The following is a 19640-nucleotide window of genomic DNA, read 5'->3' on the forward strand; positions in this document are numbered from 1 at the left end:
CAGGTTGACGCTGAACGAACTGCAACATATTTACATTATCTCACTACACACCACAGAATCAATCATGGTGTGCACTCGAAAAAAGGGTATAGAATTGACGATGGACAGTAAAGAGATACAATTTCGCGGGGCGATGGGCGACCGGCTTTCTGCAAGACTTGATGAAGCCGATGGCGAACCTAAAGCGTATGCATTGTTCGCTCACTGTTTTACATGCTCTAAAAATCTGAAAGCAGTAGGCCATATTACAAAATCACTGGCTTCTCACGGAGTATCCACCCTTAGATTCGATTTTACAGGCCTTGGAAATAGCGAGGGTGAATTTTCGAATACCAATTTCTCTTCAAATATTGAAGATCTGATTGCCGCAGCCACCTACATGGATGAAAATCTTCAGTCACCTTCGATATTGGTCGGGCATTCACTTGGTGGAGCTGCCGTCATTCAGGCTGCTCACCAGATCGATTCTGTGAAAGCCGTTGCAACCATTGGGGCACCTGCAGATCCGGTTCACGTAAAAGAAAATTTCTCAATTAAACTGGATGAAATCGAAAAAACCGGCGAAGCCACCGTTGAACTGGCCGGACGCCCTTTTAAAATCAAAAAACAATTTCTTGATGATTTGGAAGCCACCAAGATGGATGAGCGGGTCCGTAAGCTTAACCGCGCCCTGCTTATCATGCATGCCCCGCTGGATAAAACCGTTGGGATCAAAAATGCTGCTCATCTCTATAAACTGGCAAAACACCCAAAAAGCTTTATTTCATTACACGAAGCTGATCACCTGCTGACCGACAAAACCTACAGCAAGTATACCGGCAGACTGATCGCTCAGTGGAGTGATGTGTACATCTGAACTATCCGTAACCCGTAACTTCAAAACAATTAAATCGATATGCTTGATACTATTAAACTCACATTGATTACATTTTCACTCATACTGTTTGCAGGTTGTGCTGAACAGAATAACATGAACCATCAAACTGAGGCTGAAAACGCCGATTTTTATGAACTCGTTACTGTCCTGCATCCAACCATGGGAAGTCAGGCAGAAGGTGTCGTTCGATTTTACCAGACAGATGAAGGAATTCGCGTAGTAGCGGAAATCAGTCAGCTCGAACCCAATAGCGCACACGGATTCCACATTCACGAATTTGGCGACTGCACCGCTCCTGACGGCACTTCAGCCGGCGGGCACTTTGATCCGCATGATCAGCCACACGCCGGTCCGGAAGATGACGAGCGCCACGTAGGCGATATGGGGAACCTGGTTGCCGATGAGAACGGAATCGCCGATATCGATTATGTTGATCCCGTTCTTTCATTCACCGGGGAAGATTCTATTCTTGGCAGAGGTGTGATTGTTCATGCAGGCGAGGACGACCTTGAAAGTCAGCCAACCGGGGATGCCGGTGCGCGTCTTGCTTGCGGCGTCATTGGAGTTGCTCAATCTGAGTAACTTAAAAGCTGAAGGTCTTTTATAAATCTAAAGCCTGCCGTACATTCCCTGCGTCAGGCTTTTTTTCTGTAATGCATTTGTTCTTTTTTTTATGAAATTTTTCACTCTCTTTGTTAGTATCGTCATTTGTTCGGTATCGGGCCTTTTTGCACAGGCAAACTCATATCTTGATGGCAACTGGGAAGGTGTTATCGATTTTAGCGGGGAACGCATGTCCTTTTCGGTCATCTTCAACACCATTTATGAGGAGACAGACGGCGCCATAAATATCCCGCAGCATGCATCGTATGAACTTCCGGTTGAAGTACCGTATTTAACGGCTGACTCTCTTGTTTTCACATTTCAAACCGGCAGCGGGGCTGCTGAATTCAGGGCTTCTTTCACAGAATCATCACCAGACTTCATCAGCGGAACCTATCTGCACGGCGGTTCAGAATATCCATTCACGTTGTCAAAAGAGTTATCGGGCCCGGACTCCCCTATTGGCGATCATACGGAACAGGAAATTACCATCCCTTTCGATACTCATGAAATCACGGGCAGCCTGGTTACTCCAAACTCGTTTAATGATTCAACACTGATCATTCTGGCTACCGGCAGCGGTGATCAAACCCGTGATAATACCATTGGAGGATTTGATCTTTTCCGTGAACTGGCAATTCAGTTTGCGGATCGTGGATTTTTTACGTTTCGCTATGATGAACGGGGCACAGGATCCTCAACTGGCGTTCAGGATGCGAGTATCCCGGAACTTGCCGAAGACCTGAAAGGAGTTGCAACATTTTTTTCCGGCGATACGGCAGAGAATTCATTCTCCACCACGATCTATCTTGGTCATAACCAGGGTGGTGTGGTTGCCCTGCTTGCAGCCCGGGAGCTTGCTCCGCAAAAACTTGTGTTGATGGCTACACCCATTCTTCCCGGTGATGAAGTGATTACCGCTCAAATTGAACGGATTGCTGAATTACAGGAGATCCCTGATGACGTTGTGGAGCAAAACCTGGAATTTCAAAATAAAGTATTTCAAGCCGTGCGAAGCGGTGACGGATGGAGTGAGCTTGAAGAGGATATTGCCGGACGACTCCGGGACCAGATTGAAGAATTGCCGGAAGCCCAGCAAAGAACTCTTGGTGATATGGAGAGCTTTATCGATTCACAGGTAAACCGTCAGCTTGAAGGTGCCAAAAGCCGTTGGTTTAAATCATTTATAGAAACTGACCCGCGCGATGCACTTTCAGAACTTGAAATTTCCATGCTGGCAATCTTCGCAGAAAACGACGCCCAGGTAATTTCCGAAAAAAACATCGCCGAACTGGAACCCTACAGTGAGTTTCTTGAATACGTGATTATTCCTGATACCAATCATCTGTTCCAGGTTTCTGAATCCGGTCTCCCTGGTGAATATCAAATGCTTGACCGTTCGTTTTCTGATCGTTTTCTGATGGGGTTATTTCAGTTTCTGAATCAAAAAACCGACTAATTTACCAAACAAGGTTTTTTCGGTACCTTTCAGCTATGAAACAGTCTTTTATCGATACCCTGCTGGCTTCACACCGGGATGCATCTTCATGCCCTCCCCCGGATGAAGTCATTCGTTTTTTTGACAAACTTGTCGGAACGCTTTTTCCTGAGTTTTCAGCTAACCGCGTGGAGAATGAATCTGCACTTCGGGAGATGTTCAACACCCTGAACAGTGAACTCAAAACCATCCTGAGCCAAAACCGGGAGTGTATCCGCAGCGGTGAGAAGGAAATTGAAGAGCGATTTTTCAGCGCGCTGCCTGATATCCATTCGCGCCTGCTGATGGATATCGATGCCATGTACCTGGGGGATCCGGCAGCTAACAGCCGGGCGGAGGTGATCCGGACTTATCCAGGGTTTTATGCCATCACGGCTCACCGAATCGCCCATGAAATGGTTTCCCTGGGCGTGAAATTGATTCCGCGAATTATTTCCGAACACGCCCACCGACAAACCGGGATAGATATTCATCCGGCAGCAACCATCGGTGACCACTTTTGCATTGATCACGGTACGGGAATTGTAATTGGCGAAACCACAGAAATCGGCTCAAATGTAAAGATCTACCAGGGCGTTACGCTGGGTGCGCTCAGCGTTAAAAAAGAAGATGCACGTAAAAAACGGCATCCAACAATAGAGGATGACGTGGTTCTTTATGCCGGGGCGTCAATCCTTGGCGGAAAAACTGTGATCGGTAAAGGCAGTACTATCGGCGGCAATGTTTGGCTGACTGAAAGTGTGCCGGAAGGTTCAAAAATCTATTATCAGGCCAAAATGACGAACAGCGATGGCGAAACGGATACGATTACGTTCCGGTAATTTTGTAAACCTGCAAAGCCGCGGGAACACGAAGGATTAAAATGATGGTAAATTAATTAATACAGTTCGCGATTTCTATACATCAATACTGTACACCGAATTCTTTTAATAAATCTATAAACCTGTTCAACACCCTTTTACAATGAATATTGAAGACCTCGTCGGAAACACGCCCATCATCAAACTGCAGCAGATTCCAGCCAATAAAAATGTGAGCATTTTTTGCAAGCTGGAGGGTCAGAATCCCGGCGGCAGTGTAAAAGACCGCCCGGCGCTTGGTATGATCAGCGGCGCACTAGAGCGGGGAGATATCAAACCGGGAGATACACTTGTTGAAGCAACCAGCGGCAATACCGGGATTGCACTGGCTATGATTGCATCCGTAAAAGGCCTGAATATGAAACTCCTGATGCCGGAAAGCGCCACAGCTGAGCGGATCAAAACGATGAAGGCGTACGGTGCCGAAGTGATTCTCACCCCGGCAGATAAAACGATTGAATACTCGCGTCAGCTCGCCCAGGAAATGGCGGATGAGAAAGGGTATTTCCAGCTTAACCAGTTTGCCAATCCGGATAACTACAAATTTCACGAACAGACAACCGGCCCTGAAATCTGGCGGGATACCGATGGAAAGATCACGCACTTTGTCTCCGCAATGGGAACAACCGGTACCATCATGGGCGTTTCGCGCTATCTGAAACGTCAAAATCCCGATATTCAGATTGTTGGAACCCAGCCTACGGAAGGATCATCCATTCCCGGAATCCGAAGATGGTCGCCCGAATATCTGCCGAAGATTTTTGAAGCTGACCGGGTGGACCGAACCATTGACGTAAGTGAGAAAGAAGCCCGCGAAATGACCCGCCGAATGGCCAGAGAGGAAGGTATTATGGGCGGAATGAGCAGCGGAGGCGCGCTTACTGCAGCGATCCGGCTATCTGAAGAACTAAGTGATGGATTGATTGTTTGCATCACCTGCGATCGCGGCGATCGTTATTTGAGCTCTGACCTGTTTGAATAGTTGGAATCCCGGTAAGTTATCTTCAGAGATGAGTACAATTCCTATGGTATTTAATTCTATTGATTGAAATAATTTAAAGGAGTGTCCCCCCTCTCGAAGGGGCAATGGGGGATGAAGTGTAGAGTTTTGAGCTCTAAAAATACGTTATTGTTTGAATCAAGGCTATCAGGTCATCCCCCTGACACACTTTGTGTGTCTTTCCCCCTTCAAAGGGGGACTCTTAAAAACCTAATTTATTAATCAAACTGAGGTTTCAGGCGTTTCGGTTATATATAGGATAGAACCCGATCTAAATCCACGTTCGTCAGCCTCTTTTCAACCTGCGCCTTCGGTACAGCAGCGCCATCAAACCGCCCGCCAGCAGAATCACTCCCACAAGCGGCCAGAAGTAAAGTGACCGGGCTTCCACCCGAATCAGCCGATTTCCCGGTTCTTCGTACACCGCTGGAATTACCGATTCTTCTGAATCTTCATCAGAAAACGATAGTGCGTAATTTGCTACCGTCTGCCATACTTTCAGCTCACTTCCATTCTGTTTCACAATTGCGTCGTCCAGTTCTATAATATCGCCCCGGCTATTTTTAAATTCGATTCCCAGGCTCGGTAAAAGCTCCCCAACCATCGGTAAAAAACCGGCGATGTAGTAGTCGGTAACCACATGATAGAGCTCCTGATCACCCTTTTCCAGCGGACGCATGCCATCCTCCTGCTGAATACCATCGCCTTCATATAACGATGCATTCAAAACAGACCGGGAACTTGGAATCGGCTGATCAATAACCGGCACCGTTAGCCAGAGCGCCCTCTTGGGATCATACTCCATGGATGCGCCGGAAAATTGCAAAAAGTAGTTGTCCATCAGCATTTCGGAAAGTAAAACGGAAACTTCCATCGCGCGGCGCACCTCCTCCCCGGTAAGATAAAATGCTACAACCGGGTAACCCGGTTTGCCATCAGGACCGGAACCGAGCCCGGTGGTAATCATTAAATCATAAAAAGAGACCTCCCCTTCCGACCATGGCATTGTTCCCGGGCGGATGCTTCCGCGAATGGCTCCGTTCGCCTGAACCGCCACATCAACCCGCTCCCCGATCGCGCGGCCGGTTTCAATCCGCATGGCATCTGTAATGAAATTCCCGATGGCCGACTCCTGTTTGTAAGCACGGTTCAGTGAAAACCGGGAGTGCATTATGGTTTGATGAATATCATTCACGAATCCGCCGGTCATCTCTTCCACTAAGGCATTCAATTCCTGCTCATACATTCTCACACGCTCTGCAATCTCCCGATCCGGTTCAACGGAGGAGTCGAGCCGGATGAGAAATGGGTTATCGTACTCCGGGTTTCGGATCTCCACTTTATTATCATCCGGCAGCCAGTATAATTCAAGCCGTCCCAGGTATTCCGTGTATGACCCGGCCTGAACAATTACCGTTTCGCCTTCAACAATCGGCTCGTATAACGGAGTGTGAAAATGGCCGCCAACAATCACGTGAATCCCCTCCACTTCTCTCGCCAATATCTGGTCTTCAATCTCACCGGAATGATTTACGGAGATAATCAGCTCAGCGCCTTCTGCCTTCAGCTCAGCCACAGCTTCTTCGGCGGCTTCAAGATAATTTCTGAATTCGACCGGTTCGGGAAAAGCTGTTTTACTGATCGCATCATCCCCAATCAGACCAAAAACTCCAATCTTCAGACCATTGTCGAGCGTTTTTAAAACTGTTGTTTTGATATCTGCTTCGGCAAGCGGGTGATCTTCAGGAACAAGGTGGTTGGTTCCAAGCACGGCGGTGTGTTCATGAGCCTCCGGGTATCCTGCCGCCGCCAGGTATTCTGCAAGTACTTCGGTTCCAAAATCGAACTCATGATTTCCAATTACGACGGCATCGTAACCGATTTCCTGCATCAGGGTGAGTTCAGCTGCATGTCCCGAAAGCGCCAGCCAGCCAAACGATGGCCCTCCAATAAAATCTCCGCCGGAGAAGAGTAGTACCGGCTCCCCATTTCGCTCTTTCTCCTGCCTGATCTCATTCACCTTTCCGGCCAGCCGGGCAAATCCGCCAATTGCGGGGTTTTCGCGTTCCGGGTGATGATCCACGGCGGGATGCGGTATCAGGTGCGAATGTTCATCATTGGTATGCAGAATGGTAATGGGGATCCGATCCTGCGCTTCAGCCGGAACAGATATCAGAAAAATCAGAAAGAGAAGTAGCGTACTGAGTTGGAGAACCCATCTAAAAAAAATTTTTTGTATACCGTTCTGCTGTTTTTCTTTCGGTTTGATAGAACGCATTCCCGGAAGTCCCGTTTCGAAGATTTAGAATTTCAGTGTATTCTGGATACCGGAAAGAGTCAAATAGAATCCAACGCTGATTCTTTGTGCCGGTCAGCTGAATGATCTGAAATTGTAGCTGAAAGAAAAAATCGCATATCGGGTCAGCACGTTGGTTCTGTAATCTTCAATATAATCTTCCAGAATATTCCGGTTGATGTTATTGTTCTGCCCAAGAATATCAAAAATGGTTAGTTTGAACTCTGCCGCCCGGTCTTCCAGGAATTTGTAGCCGATCGAACCGTTCCAAAAGAATGTGGATTGATTGAAATCATCACCCAAACCTTCGTAGTGGCGAAAATTCAAATCGCTTGAAATATTGAGTCCTCCCCACGGCATCAGGTTAAAACCTGTACTTCCCCGGCCGGTGTAGTAATTATTGTTCATCTCAGGACGAATGGAATTATTCACAATAGAGTAGTTTGCATAGTAGGCCATACGGAAATCCACCCGTTCACTGATGTTGCTGCTGACCGAGGCACCGCTGCTCAATCTTGTGTTATCGGTCTCGTTTCTGCGGCTGTCGATAAACGAAGGGTTTCTCGAAAAGTTGACTCCGGCACTCAGGTTGGCATTGCTTTGAATAAGATCTACCGGGAAACTGCGATCAACTCTTGAATAGAGATTCAGGCCACTTCCGATATTGTCCGGTGCCACCAGCCTCCCGCCCTGTCGCAGAAGCACATCACCGGAAAGCAAGGTATCGGTGGCAGCTACTTCAGTACGGTTTCCAATATAATTTTCCGTGTAGTTCATCGACACAAACAGTGATGTGGAACTCCCCTTTTCCGGATTGGTATGACGCATTCGCACTGAAAAACGGTGATCAAACTGCTGTTCAAGATCCGGGTTTCCGGTGGTGAACCGAAGCGGATCGGAGTTATCAATCACACCCTGAAGCTGCCGTGCCGATGGCGTTCGGGTACCGGTGTTATAACGTATTCGAATGTTTGATCTTCTTCCAAAATTATACCGATACTCCGCATCGGGCATTAAATTCTGCCACGTTTGGCGGGTTACCGCATCCACCGGGAAATGCTGTTCACCATCCAGCGCCGTATGCTGCCACGAAAGGCTCACATTTACCCGGTAGTTCTCCCTGTTTAACTGATAGCTTCCGCGCATCCGGCTGGTGATCACACGATTATCAAAACTGCTGGAAAGAGTAGAGTCAATCAGGCTGTAACTGTTGGTCATTTCATCATACCTGAACAGATCCTGCTCCGAACGGCTATCGTCATACGTTGAACGGTAACTTACCAGCAGACGGGAATTTTCCGTCAGCGGCTCGGTATAGGTAAGATTTCCACGCAGATCATACCCGCCGTGAAACGTTTCGCTCTGCTGATCGTTCGTAACCCGGTTATCCGGCTCATCGAATTGCAGGCTCTCATCAAACTGATTTCTGAATGAGCTGCGGTCGTTAACATTTGTTCGGAAATTTGCAGAAAATGTGCGTCCGTCGGTTTCAAAACTGTGCCGGTATAGAATGGTGTTGTTTAAGGAAAAAGCGGACTGTTCATCGCTATTTTCTGTGAGGATTTCGTTGATCAGCCGCCTGTCGGAATCGAGTGTAAATCCATCCACCGTGCGGGAACTGGTGTTCTGCTGCAGACTGATTTGCGGTGAGATGATAAGCGAACGCCGGTCATCTATGGAGTGCTCCAGGCGCATATCAAACCTGTGATTGGAATTATCGCTGTTGCCAAAAGCATCTTCATCGTACAGCTGATCCGCGGAAAATCCGGTCAGATATTGACGTTCGCGATTGATATTCTGCGTGTTGTCGGTCAGGTTAAAAAAGTAGCTCGCATTTACTCGCCAGTTATCGTTCCACTGGTCGTTATAATTGATCCCGGTTGAGTTCACGGAACTGATGCCGCTTTGTCCGCCCGTCATAAAATTACGGGTGGCGCGACCGCCGCGTCCCCGCCTCCCTGAGCCGGAAGCTTCTGAAATCCCCAGCAAATCTTCACTTGAAAAATTTTGCTGGTTTACATTATTGCTCATTCCCAGAACTGAAATCCGCTGATCTCCCCGAAAATAGTTGTAGTTTCCGCCCGCCATATACCGGTCGAGTGAACCATACCCGGAGTGGATGCGGCCAAACTGGCCTCGATTCAGTCCATCTCGCGTAACAATATTTATTGTTCGTTCTGTATCGCCGCTGCTAAATCCCGTAAAGCGTGCCTGTTCGCCATCGCGGTCGAACACTTCAATCTCCGCAACAATCTCTGCCGGGAGATTCTGGAGTGCGAGCATGGCATCATCCCCAAAAAACTCTTCACCATCAATCAATACTCTCCCCACATCTTCACCCTGTGCCTGTAAACGGCCATTTTCCATCATAAATCCAGGCATCCGTGTGACCAGATCCTGAACGTTTGCGTCCCGGTTAGCTCGATAACCATCAGCATGAAAAGATGTGGTATCGCCTCGAATTTCAACCCGGGGGCGCCTTGCGGTTACCTGAAACTCATCGAGCTCCATCGCTGCCGGTTGAAGCACAATTTCCAGCGGTTCAGAAAGCTCATCTAACAGATACGACTCAGCATGACTCAAAAACCCAAGATAAGAGATCTGAAAATAGACCGACTCATGTTGTGCCGGAATTCGAACGCTGAACTCTCCTGCCCTGTCAGTCGCGGCTCCTGTTATGCGAACGGTATCGGGAAGTGAAAAAACCTGAACAGTTGCCCCGCTCAGCTGTTCATAACTGTCATCACCCGGGGTCAGCACGGATCCTGTTACCTCAGTTTGTTGCGAATAGGACACACCGATAGAAACAAGACTTAAAACTAATGCCTGGCTCAGCATTAAAAGCGGAAGTAGCACTGCCCGTAGATTCATCTATTATTCCAGGTTAGGAAGTATAATCGTGTGAAATTTGTATCAGATAGTTGTCGACCTGACAACGTTAAATTTCAATTTTTCAGCCCGCTGATGTTGTAAAAGTTTATTTTCAAAATTCTCAGACCAGCTATCCAAACAGTTTCTTATTCTGAACTTCAGCCGATATACTGCAGAAATGCTGCTTTTAGCAAAGATAGGATTTAAGTAAGTTAGCTTTCCTTTACAAATTATAACCCCTGCTTTCGAATGACCAGACTAACAACGGCCTTTTTATCACTCTTTTTATTACTCTTTTTTTCAACCCAGGCTTCAGCCCAGCTTCAGACACCTGACCAGTTTTTGGGATATGAACTCGGCGAACGCTACACGCCTCACCACAATGTTCTCTCTTATGTGCGCCACGTGGCAGAGGAATCAGACCGCGTAACACTGCACACCTATGGAGAAACCTATGAGCACCGGGAGCTCGTCTACCTGGTGATCTCCTCACCTGCGAATCAGCAGCAAATTGAAGAAATCAGAACAAATAATCTGAAAATGACCGGCCTGATGGAGGGTGAAGCCACAGATCTGAAGAAAGCGATAATTTGGCTCAGTTATAACATTCACGGGAATGAAACCTCCAGCAGCGAAGCGGCACTGAAAACACTGCATGAGCTGGCAGATCCGGCCAATCAAAAAGCGGCTGAGTGGCTCGCTGAATCGGTTGTTATTCTGGATCCGATGCTAAATCCCGATGGAAGAGACCGCTATGTGAATTGGTTCCGAACGATGGTTGGTTCGGAATATAATCCTGATGTAAACACCCGGGAACACCGGGAGCTGTGGCCGGGCGGACGATCCAACCACTACTACTTCGACCTGAACCGCGACTGGGCGTGGCAGGTGCAAAAAGAGTCACAGCAGCGCTCTGAAGTGTATCAGCAGTGGATGCCCCATGTTCACGTAGATTTTCATGAGCAGAGCTATAATGCACCCTACTATTTTGCGCCTGCTGCTGAACCGTTCCACGAAGCGATCACCGACTGGCAGCGGGAGTTTCAGACCACCATCGGGATGAACAACATCCGCTATTTTGATGAGGAAGGGTGGCACTATTTTACCCGTGAACGGTTTGATCTGTTCTACCCAAGTTACGGGGATACCTGGCCCACATTTAACGGCGCGATCGGGATGACCTACGAACAGGCCGGGCACGGGCTTGCCGGTGCTGCGGTGATCACCCAGGAGGGAGACACGCTGACACTGAACGACAGGCTGACCCACCATCACATCACAGGAATTTCTACGATTGAGGTGACGGCAGAACACGCTGAACGAGTGGTTTCTGAATTTGAAAACCAGTTCAGGCAGGCAGCAGAAAACCCGGCCGGAACCTACCGGTCGTTTATTGTTAACGCCGGTAATCATCCCGATAAAATACACAACCTGCTAAGGTATCTTGATTCGCAGCAAATCCGGTACGGGCGCGCAGGTTCATCCCGATCAGCGAATGGATTTAACTATCAAACCGGAGAGACGGAACGATTCTCCATATCTGAGGAAGATATTATTATCAGTGCTCATCAGCCGAAATCGCAGCTTGTCCGTGTACTTTTTGAGCCGGATCCCGCTCTTTCTGATTCACTCACATACGATATCACGGCGTGGGAAACGCACTACAGGTTCGGCCTCGACGGCTTTGCAACCGAAACCCGGATAGATCCCCAATCCGAATTGAATGCTGATGATCTGCGTAATTTTGAATATAGCGGCGCTGAAAGGCCGTACGCTTATGTATCCGAGTGGGGAAGTATGGATGATGCCCGGTTCCTTGCAGAGCTGATCAGAAATGGTGTAAAAAGCAGATTTTCAACCGTACCGTTTGAGATTTCCGGAAAAGAATTTGGCCGGGGCACACTGGTGATTACACGAGACAACAATCGCCGGCTTGGAAATGATTTTGACACGATTGTCCGGGATGCTGCCGAACAACACCAACGCTCCATTTACGGCTCATCCACGGGATTTGTAGACACCGGATCAGATTTTGGATCGGCAAATGTTCAGTTTATCGAAGCCCCGAATGTTGCGCTTTTTCTGGGTGATGGAACGTCGTCACTTGCAGCAGGTGAAGTGTGGCACTTTTTTGACCGGCAGCTCAACTACCCGGTCTCGCTTTTTCACACACACCATTTTAACCGAACCGACCTCACCGGTTTTGATACCATTGTGATGCCGGGCGGAACCTATTCCGATATGCTCAACGACAGCGGAGAGCAAAAACTCAGTGAATGGGTTCGAAATGGAGGCAACCTGATCGCAATCGACCAGGCGGTGCAGGTACTTTCCGGAATCGATGGTTTTAGCATCAGCCGGAAAACTGCAGCGCTTGACTCGGATAACGAGCCGGAATCGGCACTTCGAATCTATGAAGACCGCAGCCGTGAAGCAGCCATGAACCGCACACCGGGCTCCATTTTCAGAACCACACTGGATAACACTCACCCGCTGGCATACGGATATGATTCAGACTATTTCTCACTCAAAGGAAATGCCACCGCATATAACTACCTGAACAGCGGTTGGAATGTTGGAACGGTTCGTGAAAATGCACACATCAGCGGATTCGCAGGCGTTCATGCTAAAGAGAATCTTGAAAGCAGCCTCACATTTGGTGTTCAGTCAGTAGGTTCAGGGCAGGTAGTCTACATGGTAGATAATCCGCTCTTCCGCGGCTTCTGGGAGAATGGAAAACTCCTCTTTGCCAACGCCCTCTTCTTTGTAGGACAATAATATAAATTAACAGTATACAGCAGGCAGCTGGTAGTTTTACAAACCTGGTAGAGTTCCCGCGTGCATTTCGCGGGATCCTGCCAGAGTTTGCTAAGCTATAACTGACATTAAGCTCACATGATTACCAACGTCATCGCGGACCCCGATCCGTGATCTCGCGTCTTCGCATCGTGTAACAATTGCCAATTGCAGGATCCACAGTTCGAACCAGAATGAGAGATGCCGCATCTGAGTGTGCCATGACTTTGGAAGGTTCAGAATTCAATCAACGAGTGGGTGAGTCCACCTTCGCTTTTCAAAACAGAACGTCAGCCCCTTCGCCACGGGCAATTTTTGACGTGTAGCTTTCAAGTTTATCGATGACGCTTGGATCGGTCAGATCGATAGTTCGTTTCTCTTCCGCAGAAAGATATGCGGCCTGGACAATCCTGGATATTTCGAGGCCATACTCCCAGGTAAGCGTGCCGTTTTGACCCTTCAAAAATGCATCCACGGCATCCCTCAACTCAGCGACGTAGCCATACAGATCGGCTTCGTTGGGCTGGATGGCCAGCAGGCCTCTGGTTGAAGTTGATTTCTCAAGCGCAGCTTCCGAATCGGCCACAGCCTCAGCCGCCTCATCGCCTATGAATATTTCAGAAGGCGATATCAGCGTGTTCACCTCCAAGGCATATCCCGGCCCGAGTCCATCCATGGAAAGACGTAGGCCCTGCTTATCGAACATCCAGGAATCTGTGAACTGGCCCTTTACAATCTGTCCGGTTTCCGGATTTTGAAACGCTACAATTCCCGTGGCAAAATCTTCGGCCGGTGTTTTTGAATAGTCCACACCATACGTGTCCAGAAGCTTCTTCCTGTATTTAGGCTGACCCCATTTCAGCAGGCTCATATCGCACTGCATCGACACCGGTTTTAGAAATGACGGATCTTTACCGGGCGGTGTAAGCATGTGACGGCATACGGCTACACTGTGACAGCCCATATCCGACATGGCTCCCCCGCCCTGCTGTGTCGGGTCCCAGAACCAGGAACTGTGTGGACCCGCATGCTCTTCAGTACTGCGGGCTATCATCAGTCCACCCATCGACTCCATCTGCGGGCGAAGCTGTTCCAGCCCGCTATTAATGGCGCTCATAAACAGCATGTTTTCAAAATATGCTGTTTTTAGACCGGCTGATTTGGCCAGGTCCACCATTCTCTGTGATTCCTCCACATTCCGGCCCAGCGGCTTTTCACAAATCACGCCTTTCAACTCCGATCCGGATTCTACCGCCCCGGCGATCTGCTCCATGGTAGTTACACGTGCAAAATTTGTCGTCAAAATCGCAACGGCATCACTGGCGTCCACAATCTCTTTAATAGAATTTGAGACAATCGGATCTCCCAGGCCATTAGCAGCTGCAAACCCTGCGAGCTGTTTGGAGTCAGAACGTTCATAAATAGCGGAAATCTCGCAGTGGCGCACCTGTATCATCGCTTTTGCAATGAATCGCGCAATAAATCCGGACCCGATAAAACCAATTTTTAGATTTCTCATAGTATAGCAGGATTATGTGTGAAATGATTTAATGAGGACTTCAAAGACCCTTTATTTATCTATTTATATTTCTTTGATGCAGTCACGGCAATTCGGTCCACCCGGTTATTGAGTTCGTTCGTGGAGTGGCCCTTCACTTTGATCCATTCAACGGAATGAGGCTCCATCACCTTCAGCATCTCCTCCCAAAGATCCCGATTCTCCACCGGCTTTTTATTTGATTTTTTCCAGCCCCTTTTCAGCCAGTTCTTCACCCAGTTTTGTTTAAATGCATTTATAATGAGAGCACTATCGCTGTGTATTTTCACCTTGCACGGCTCTTTCAGCGCCTTAAGGCCTTCAATAACGGCCTTCATTTCCATCCGGTTATTTGTCGTATGCGTTTCACCGCCCGATAACTCTTTTTCCTTACCATTCCAGATCAGGAGTGCGCCCCAGCCGCCGGGGCCGGGATTTCCGCTGCAGGCTCCATCGGTATACAGTATAATCGTTTTCATTCCTGGTGTGTCAGATATTTTTTTGTGATTTCCATGAGTGATACGCGTGTTTCCGCAGCTTTTTTCTGCACCAGCTCTTCCCAGTTTTCCATGTCCCCGCCTGCATAAATAATCGACCGCGATGAGTTGATAATAGGAATTCCACGGTGATCTTTCAGAAGCTCTTCAATGAGATTTAGGTCTCCACCCTGCGCACCAATGCCAGGCATCAGCAGGTGTGCATTCGGGTTCACCTTAAGAACCTGGCGGGCAGAATCGGGTTGTGTAGCACCAACAACCATCCCCAAATGTGTGGCTGATTTATTCTGTGCTGCAGCAAGATGCTCAGCAATATATTCTCCAACGGATGCCCGCCCCATCACAGGAAGACGCAGCAGATCAGCTGAACCTTTATTTGATGTGATGGTGAGTACAAATACCGCTTTGCTCTCATCATAAAAGTAGGGTTCAAGTGTATCGAAGCCCATCAGCGGATTCAGTGTTACCGAATCGGCATGCAGTTCATCAAAAAAAGCTTCTTTATACTTTTCAGCTGTTGTACCGATGTCACCGCGCTTAGCATCTGCTATTGTTACTTTTGCGGCAGGGATCAGATCCATCAGCGCATCCAGAACGCGCCAGCCGCCGGGCCCGAGTGCTTCAAAAAATGCAAGGTTTGGCTTATAAGCCGCGGCTTCCGTTTTTGTAGCCTCAATAATACGTCTGCAAAATTCAAAAACGAGCTCTTCTTTATCTGGAAATTGTGCTTTTAGAGGCTGCGGAATCTTTATTGGATCGGGATCAAGCCCAACACTTAAAACAGAATTGGAAGATCTCACACTCCTTTGTAGCTTTTGCGTAAATGTCATCATTGTATTTTTCATCAGGTTGGGGCAAAGATAGTAAAAACCTCAACACATGTAAGATGCTTAATCTCAGAATCCTGTTTCAAAAATCTTATTAATGAGCTGGTATAAAGATTGGTTTGACAGTCCGCTGTATGAATTATTGTACGCCTATAGAAACGAAGAAGAAGCAAACAAACTTGCCGATTTAATCGAACAGAGAATTCCACGGGAAGAGTATCCTAAAATCCTGGATGTGGGGTGTGGAAGAGGCCGCCACTCCATCTCACTTGCCGAGCGGGGATACCACGTTACCGGCTTCGATCTTTCACCCCAGGCGATAAAAAAAGCACAGGCAATCGCCCGGAAGCGTAATCTTAGAAATGTATCTTTTGTCGTCAATGATATGCGAAATCCGCTCCCGGACACTTTTGATGCGGCTCTAAACCTGTTCACCACGTTTGGGTACTTCATGGTTGAAAATCAGAATATTGAGGTGCTCAAAAACGTGCGAACCATGCTCAAAAAAAACGGCCTTTTTCTGATCGATTTTATGAACGCCAAAAAAGTGGAGCGAGAACTGGTTCCATCCGAATCAGGAGAACATAACGGTATTCAGTACAGCATCACCCGGTATATTGAAGATGGGTTTGTCTATAAAATAATTCGATTTGACGGAGGCCATAACCATTCTCCAAAAGAGTATACCGAACGTGTTCAGCTGTTCGATAAAAACTGGTTCGCTGAAAACCTGACCTCATCCGGGTTTGAACCGCTCAACGTCTGGGGAGATTACAACGGAGGCTCGTTTGATGTGCAGCATTCGCCACGCCTCATTATTCTATCAAAAGCAGTCTGATGACCCGTCATGAAATGAGTTTTTTGAAACTTCAAAGAACCGTTTCGGGAAACACCTCTTCCGCTCCGTGTGGCGGCCGTTCGAGGGTCCATGTTTCAAAATAAAATTTTCTCTCGGACCGCACCCGCTTTCCGTTGATGCTGAAGAAACGAAACTGCTTATTCACAAGGGCTTGCAGCGGATAGAACAGATCCCTGTAGATATTGTTCTTTGAGAAAAGATGCAGATCAAACCCGTTATGAGCCTGTTCTTTGTAGAGTAAGAGATCGTCTGATTTTAATAGCTCTGCAATGGACTCTTTTTTATGTCCCGCATTGCTGTTGAAATCCACAACCAATGATTTGAGATTCCATGAAACTTCACTTTGTTTCGAAATCACAATCGGTTCTCCGATTTCTGCTTTTTCCACAGCCTCAGAAAGCAATTCAGATCTACCCAAAACATGAATGTGATATTCATCAAACAGAAAATCGAGAGCTTCCATGATCTCATCATACCGGTCGAGTATGTTCAAGCCAAACTGCTCTTTGTCGAGCCGTGTGCCGGTAAAGTAAAATTTGGAGTAGGTAAGATCGGGCTTCAAAAAATCTTCAAGAGTGGATGAGATATCCTGTGTGGATCGGTCGGTGTGCCTGTTTTTCAGCTGGTCTAACCTGAGATCGTGCTCATATATCAGTTTGAAAATATCCATGCTTCTCCGGTTTGATTTAGGTTTGATCGGTTTACATCTCAGCTATTGTGATGATTCATCGCCATATCAATGCCGGCTCTGAGAAATGTGAAAACGGCTTCGACAGAATCTTCAAGGGCTCGATCCACTTCTTCACGCTGAACGCTGGTAAACTGCCCCAGCACGTAGTCGGATTGCCGGCCTCTTGAAAAGTCGTCGCCTATTCCAATTCTCAGGCGCGGAAACTCCCTTGATTGCATCCGGTCGATTATGTTCTGTATTCCGTTATGTCCGCCAGCACTGCCAGACGGCCTCAGCCGTATTTTCCCAGGCGGCAGGTTGATATCATCGTAACAAACCAGGCAATCTTCAAGACGGCTGCCGGTTAGAGCCAGCGCACTTGAAACAGCACGGCCACTAAGGTTCATTAGCGTAGTTGGTTTGATGATATGAACCGGTTTCCCTTTAAAAGAGCCTTCCGCAATCAAAAAAGGCCCGCCATCCGTTCTGAATGAAACGGATAATTCGCGGGCCAGTTTGTCTGCCAGCTCAAAACCGATGTTATGGCGGGTTCCTTCAAATCTGGAACCGATATTACCCAAACCAACGATCAGAGACATAAGCTATTTATTTAAAAAGCCGGAGGGACTGATGTTATTTTTCAGCCTCTTCAGCTTCATCACCTTCTTCAGACTCACCCTCTTCGCCTTCAAGCTCTTCACCCTCTTCGAGTTCAGCATCTTCCTCAGCTTCATCTTCAATACCGGCTTCGGCGATAGATGATGTAAAGAGAGCTTCTGATTTCGGTGGTGCAATCGTTACGATGGTTCTGCTGTCGTCATCCAGCGCTTCTGCGCCTTCCAGTTCAATATCACTTACATGAATTGAATCTCCGATTTCCAGATTTGTAATGTCCACCTCAAATTGCGCAGGGATTTTATCTGGCAGTACCCGGATACGAACAATACGCATCGGCTGGAACACACGTCCACCACCGTCACGAACACCAATTGCCGTACCTTTAATGCGAACAGGAACATTCAGTGTAACCGGAACATCTGAATCGAGAACGTAAAAATCGGCATGAAGAGCACGATCTGAAACTGGATCAAAATCCACATCCTTCAGCATGGTGCGGTATTCTTCACCATCCACTTTAAGTGTTTGAAGTTTCGTCTGGCTTACGGCGAGAATTTTTTCAAGATCACTTTCAAGAATTGAAAAATGAAGATTCTCTTTTATTTTCGGACCGTAGAGTACGGCAGGAATTCGAAGTTCATCACGCAGCCTGTCTGACTCCTTTCTGCCTGATTCTCTTTTAGTTCCCTCTAATGGGTATATTTCTGGTTGCGTCATGGTTCTATCAATTATTGATTAATCATCAAAAAGTGCACTGATCGTATCGTTGGTATGGATACGCTGTATCGCTTCAGCAAAGATGTTGGCGACACTTAAAACTTTAATTTTCTCCGATGGTTTCCTTAACGGAATGGTATCGGTAACCAGTAATTCATCAATGGGTGAATCCTCAATTCTCTGATACGCCGGCCCGGAAAGTATCGGATGGGTGGATGCCGCCCGGATACTTAAAGCGCCGCGTTTCTTCAAAGCAACGGATGCATTTGTAAGTGTTCCGGCGGTATCGATCAGATCGTCTACCATCAGAACATTTTTCCCTTCAACTTCACCGATGATGTTCATCACCTCGGCAACGTTCTGTTTGGGCCTGCGCTTATCAATAAACGCGAGGCTGGCTCCCAATCGTTTTGAGTAGGAACGCGCCATTTTTATACTTCCCACATCCGGAGCTACTACTACAAGATTTCCAATCTGGTTTTTCCGGTAATGGTCAACAAACACACGGCTTGCATACAGATGATCCAGGGGTATATCAAAAAATCCCTGGATTTGTGATGCGTGCAGATCCATCGTTAACACGCGGTCTGCACCCGCTTCGGTCAATAAATTCGCAATCAGCTTTGAGGTAATCGAAACACGAGGCTGATCTTTCCTGTCTTGCCGGGCGTATCCGAAATAGGGAATAACCGCGGTTACACGCTTCACCGACGCACGCTTTGCCGCATCCAGCAGCATAAGCAACTCCATTATATTATCACCCGGAGGAGGCGTCGACTGAATCAAAAAAACATCTTCACCCCGAATACTCTGTTCATATTTTGCATACAACTCACCGTCTGAAAAAGACTTAATTGTAATATCTCCAAGCTTTGTACCGTAACTTTCAGCGATGGCTCTCGAGAGTGCAAGATTACTTCTCCCGGAAAATATGGCTAAGGGCGTATCCAATGATACAGGGTTCAAAGGTGAATAAAAGAAAAAGGATGACCGATCCGGCATCCTTTTTGAAATGTTGCCCGGGGAGGATTCGAACCCCCACTGACTGGACCAAAACCAGCTGTCCTGCCATTAGACGACCGGGCATCTTTGCTAAAGTTAACAGACACCAAAG

Annotated in this window: 16 protein-coding genes and 1 tRNA gene; 7 read left to right on the plus strand and 10 right to left on the minus strand. The window is 47.6% G+C overall.

Features of this window, described 5'->3' with window-relative positions; translation table 11 throughout:
- Positions 1–100 precede the first annotated feature (100 nt).
- The 5 genes from DYD21_RS15225 (at position 101) to cysM (ending at position 4820) form a co-directional block, all read left to right on the plus strand.
- Positions 101–856: a S9 family peptidase gene (locus DYD21_RS15225; protein ID WP_116037852.1), complete on the plus strand. Its 756-nt coding sequence runs from the start codon at positions 101–103 to the stop codon at positions 854–856.
- Between the two features lie 39 nt (positions 857–895).
- Positions 896–1459, plus strand: a complete 564-nt coding sequence (locus tag DYD21_RS15230) for a superoxide dismutase family protein (RefSeq protein WP_233505557.1) — start codon at positions 896–898, stop codon at positions 1457–1459.
- A 91-nt stretch (positions 1460–1550) separates the two neighbouring features.
- Positions 1551–2939: an alpha/beta fold hydrolase gene (locus DYD21_RS15235; protein ID WP_116037853.1), complete on the plus strand. Its 1389-nt coding sequence runs from the start codon at positions 1551–1553 to the stop codon at positions 2937–2939.
- A gap of 35 nt (positions 2940–2974) precedes the next feature.
- Positions 2975–3799 carry a serine O-acetyltransferase gene (locus DYD21_RS15240; RefSeq protein WP_116037854.1) on the plus strand — a complete coding sequence of 275 codons (825 nt, stop codon included), beginning with the start codon at positions 2975–2977 and terminating at the stop codon, positions 3797–3799.
- Positions 3800–3941: 142 nt separating this feature from the next.
- Positions 3942–4820 carry a cysteine synthase CysM gene (gene cysM, locus DYD21_RS15245; RefSeq protein ID WP_116037855.1) on the plus strand — a complete coding sequence of 293 codons (879 nt, stop codon included), beginning with the start codon at positions 3942–3944 and terminating at the stop codon, positions 4818–4820.
- 304 nt (positions 4821–5124) lie between these two features.
- Here cysM and DYD21_RS15250 read toward each other — a convergent pair whose 3' ends face one another.
- Positions 5125–7116, minus strand: a complete 1992-nt coding sequence (locus DYD21_RS15250) for a bifunctional UDP-sugar hydrolase/5'-nucleotidase (RefSeq protein WP_116037856.1) — start codon at positions 7114–7116, stop codon at positions 5125–5127.
- 93 nt (positions 7117–7209) lie between these two features.
- Positions 7210–10005: an outer membrane beta-barrel protein gene (locus DYD21_RS15255; protein ID WP_116037857.1), complete on the minus strand. Its 2796-nt coding sequence runs from the start codon at positions 10003–10005 to the stop codon at positions 7210–7212.
- Between the two features lie 249 nt (positions 10006–10254).
- Between DYD21_RS15255 and DYD21_RS15260 the strand changes: the two genes are divergently transcribed.
- Complete coding sequence (locus tag DYD21_RS15260; RefSeq protein ID WP_116037858.1) at positions 10255–12783, plus strand: M14 family metallopeptidase; 2529 nt, start codon at positions 10255–10257, stop codon at positions 12781–12783.
- A 295-nt stretch (positions 12784–13078) separates the two neighbouring features.
- Here the strand turns inward: DYD21_RS15260 and DYD21_RS15265 are convergent, their stop codons facing one another.
- From DYD21_RS15265 to pyrF, 3 genes are read right to left on the minus strand one after another with little or no spacing between them, the layout of a single operon-like run.
- The gene (locus DYD21_RS15265; protein ID WP_116037859.1) at positions 13079–14320 is read right to left on the minus strand and encodes a Gfo/Idh/MocA family protein; all 1242 of its coding nucleotides are present in this window, start codon (positions 14318–14320) and stop codon (positions 13079–13081) included.
- Positions 14321–14379: 59 nt separating this feature from the next.
- On the minus strand, positions 14380–14817 hold the full coding sequence (rnhA, locus tag DYD21_RS15270; protein ID WP_116037860.1) for a ribonuclease HI: 438 nt from the start codon (positions 14815–14817) through the stop codon (positions 14380–14382).
- Positions 14814–15680 (minus strand): orotidine-5'-phosphate decarboxylase, encoded by an 867-nt coding sequence (gene pyrF / locus DYD21_RS15275; protein ID WP_116037861.1) that lies wholly within the window; start codon positions 15678–15680, stop codon positions 14814–14816. The genes rnhA and pyrF overlap by 4 nt, the downstream gene beginning before the upstream one ends.
- A gap of 79 nt (positions 15681–15759) precedes the next feature.
- On the opposite strand from pyrF, the gene DYD21_RS15280 reads away from it, so the two are divergent.
- Positions 15760–16500 (plus strand): bifunctional 2-polyprenyl-6-hydroxyphenol methylase/3-demethylubiquinol 3-O-methyltransferase UbiG, encoded by a 741-nt coding sequence (locus tag DYD21_RS15280; protein ID WP_116037862.1) that lies wholly within the window; start codon positions 15760–15762, stop codon positions 16498–16500.
- A 31-nt stretch (positions 16501–16531) separates the two neighbouring features.
- Here DYD21_RS15280 and DYD21_RS15285 read toward each other — a convergent pair whose 3' ends face one another.
- The 5 genes from DYD21_RS15285 to DYD21_RS15305 form a co-directional block, all read right to left on the minus strand.
- On the minus strand, positions 16532–17191 hold the full coding sequence (locus tag DYD21_RS15285) for a hypothetical protein (RefSeq protein ID WP_116037863.1): 660 nt from the start codon (positions 17189–17191) through the stop codon (positions 16532–16534).
- A 38-nt stretch (positions 17192–17229) separates the two neighbouring features.
- Complete coding sequence (gene pth / locus DYD21_RS15290) at positions 17230–17790, minus strand: aminoacyl-tRNA hydrolase (protein ID WP_116037864.1); 561 nt, start codon at positions 17788–17790, stop codon at positions 17230–17232.
- Between the two features lie 34 nt (positions 17791–17824).
- Entirely contained in the window at positions 17825–18526 is a 702-nt protein-coding gene (locus DYD21_RS15295) for a 50S ribosomal protein L25 (RefSeq protein WP_116037865.1), read from the minus strand.
- A gap of 18 nt (positions 18527–18544) precedes the next feature.
- The gene (locus DYD21_RS15300; protein WP_116037893.1) at positions 18545–19477 is read right to left on the minus strand and encodes a ribose-phosphate pyrophosphokinase; all 933 of its coding nucleotides are present in this window, start codon (positions 19475–19477) and stop codon (positions 18545–18547) included.
- Positions 19478–19541: 64 nt separating this feature from the next.
- Positions 19542–19612 (minus strand) — tRNA-Gln (locus tag DYD21_RS15305).
- Positions 19613–19640 lie beyond the last annotated feature (28 nt).

Source organism: Rhodohalobacter sp. SW132, assembly GCF_003390325.1.
Classification (GTDB): Bacteria; Bacteroidota; Rhodothermia; order Balneolales; family Balneolaceae; genus SW132.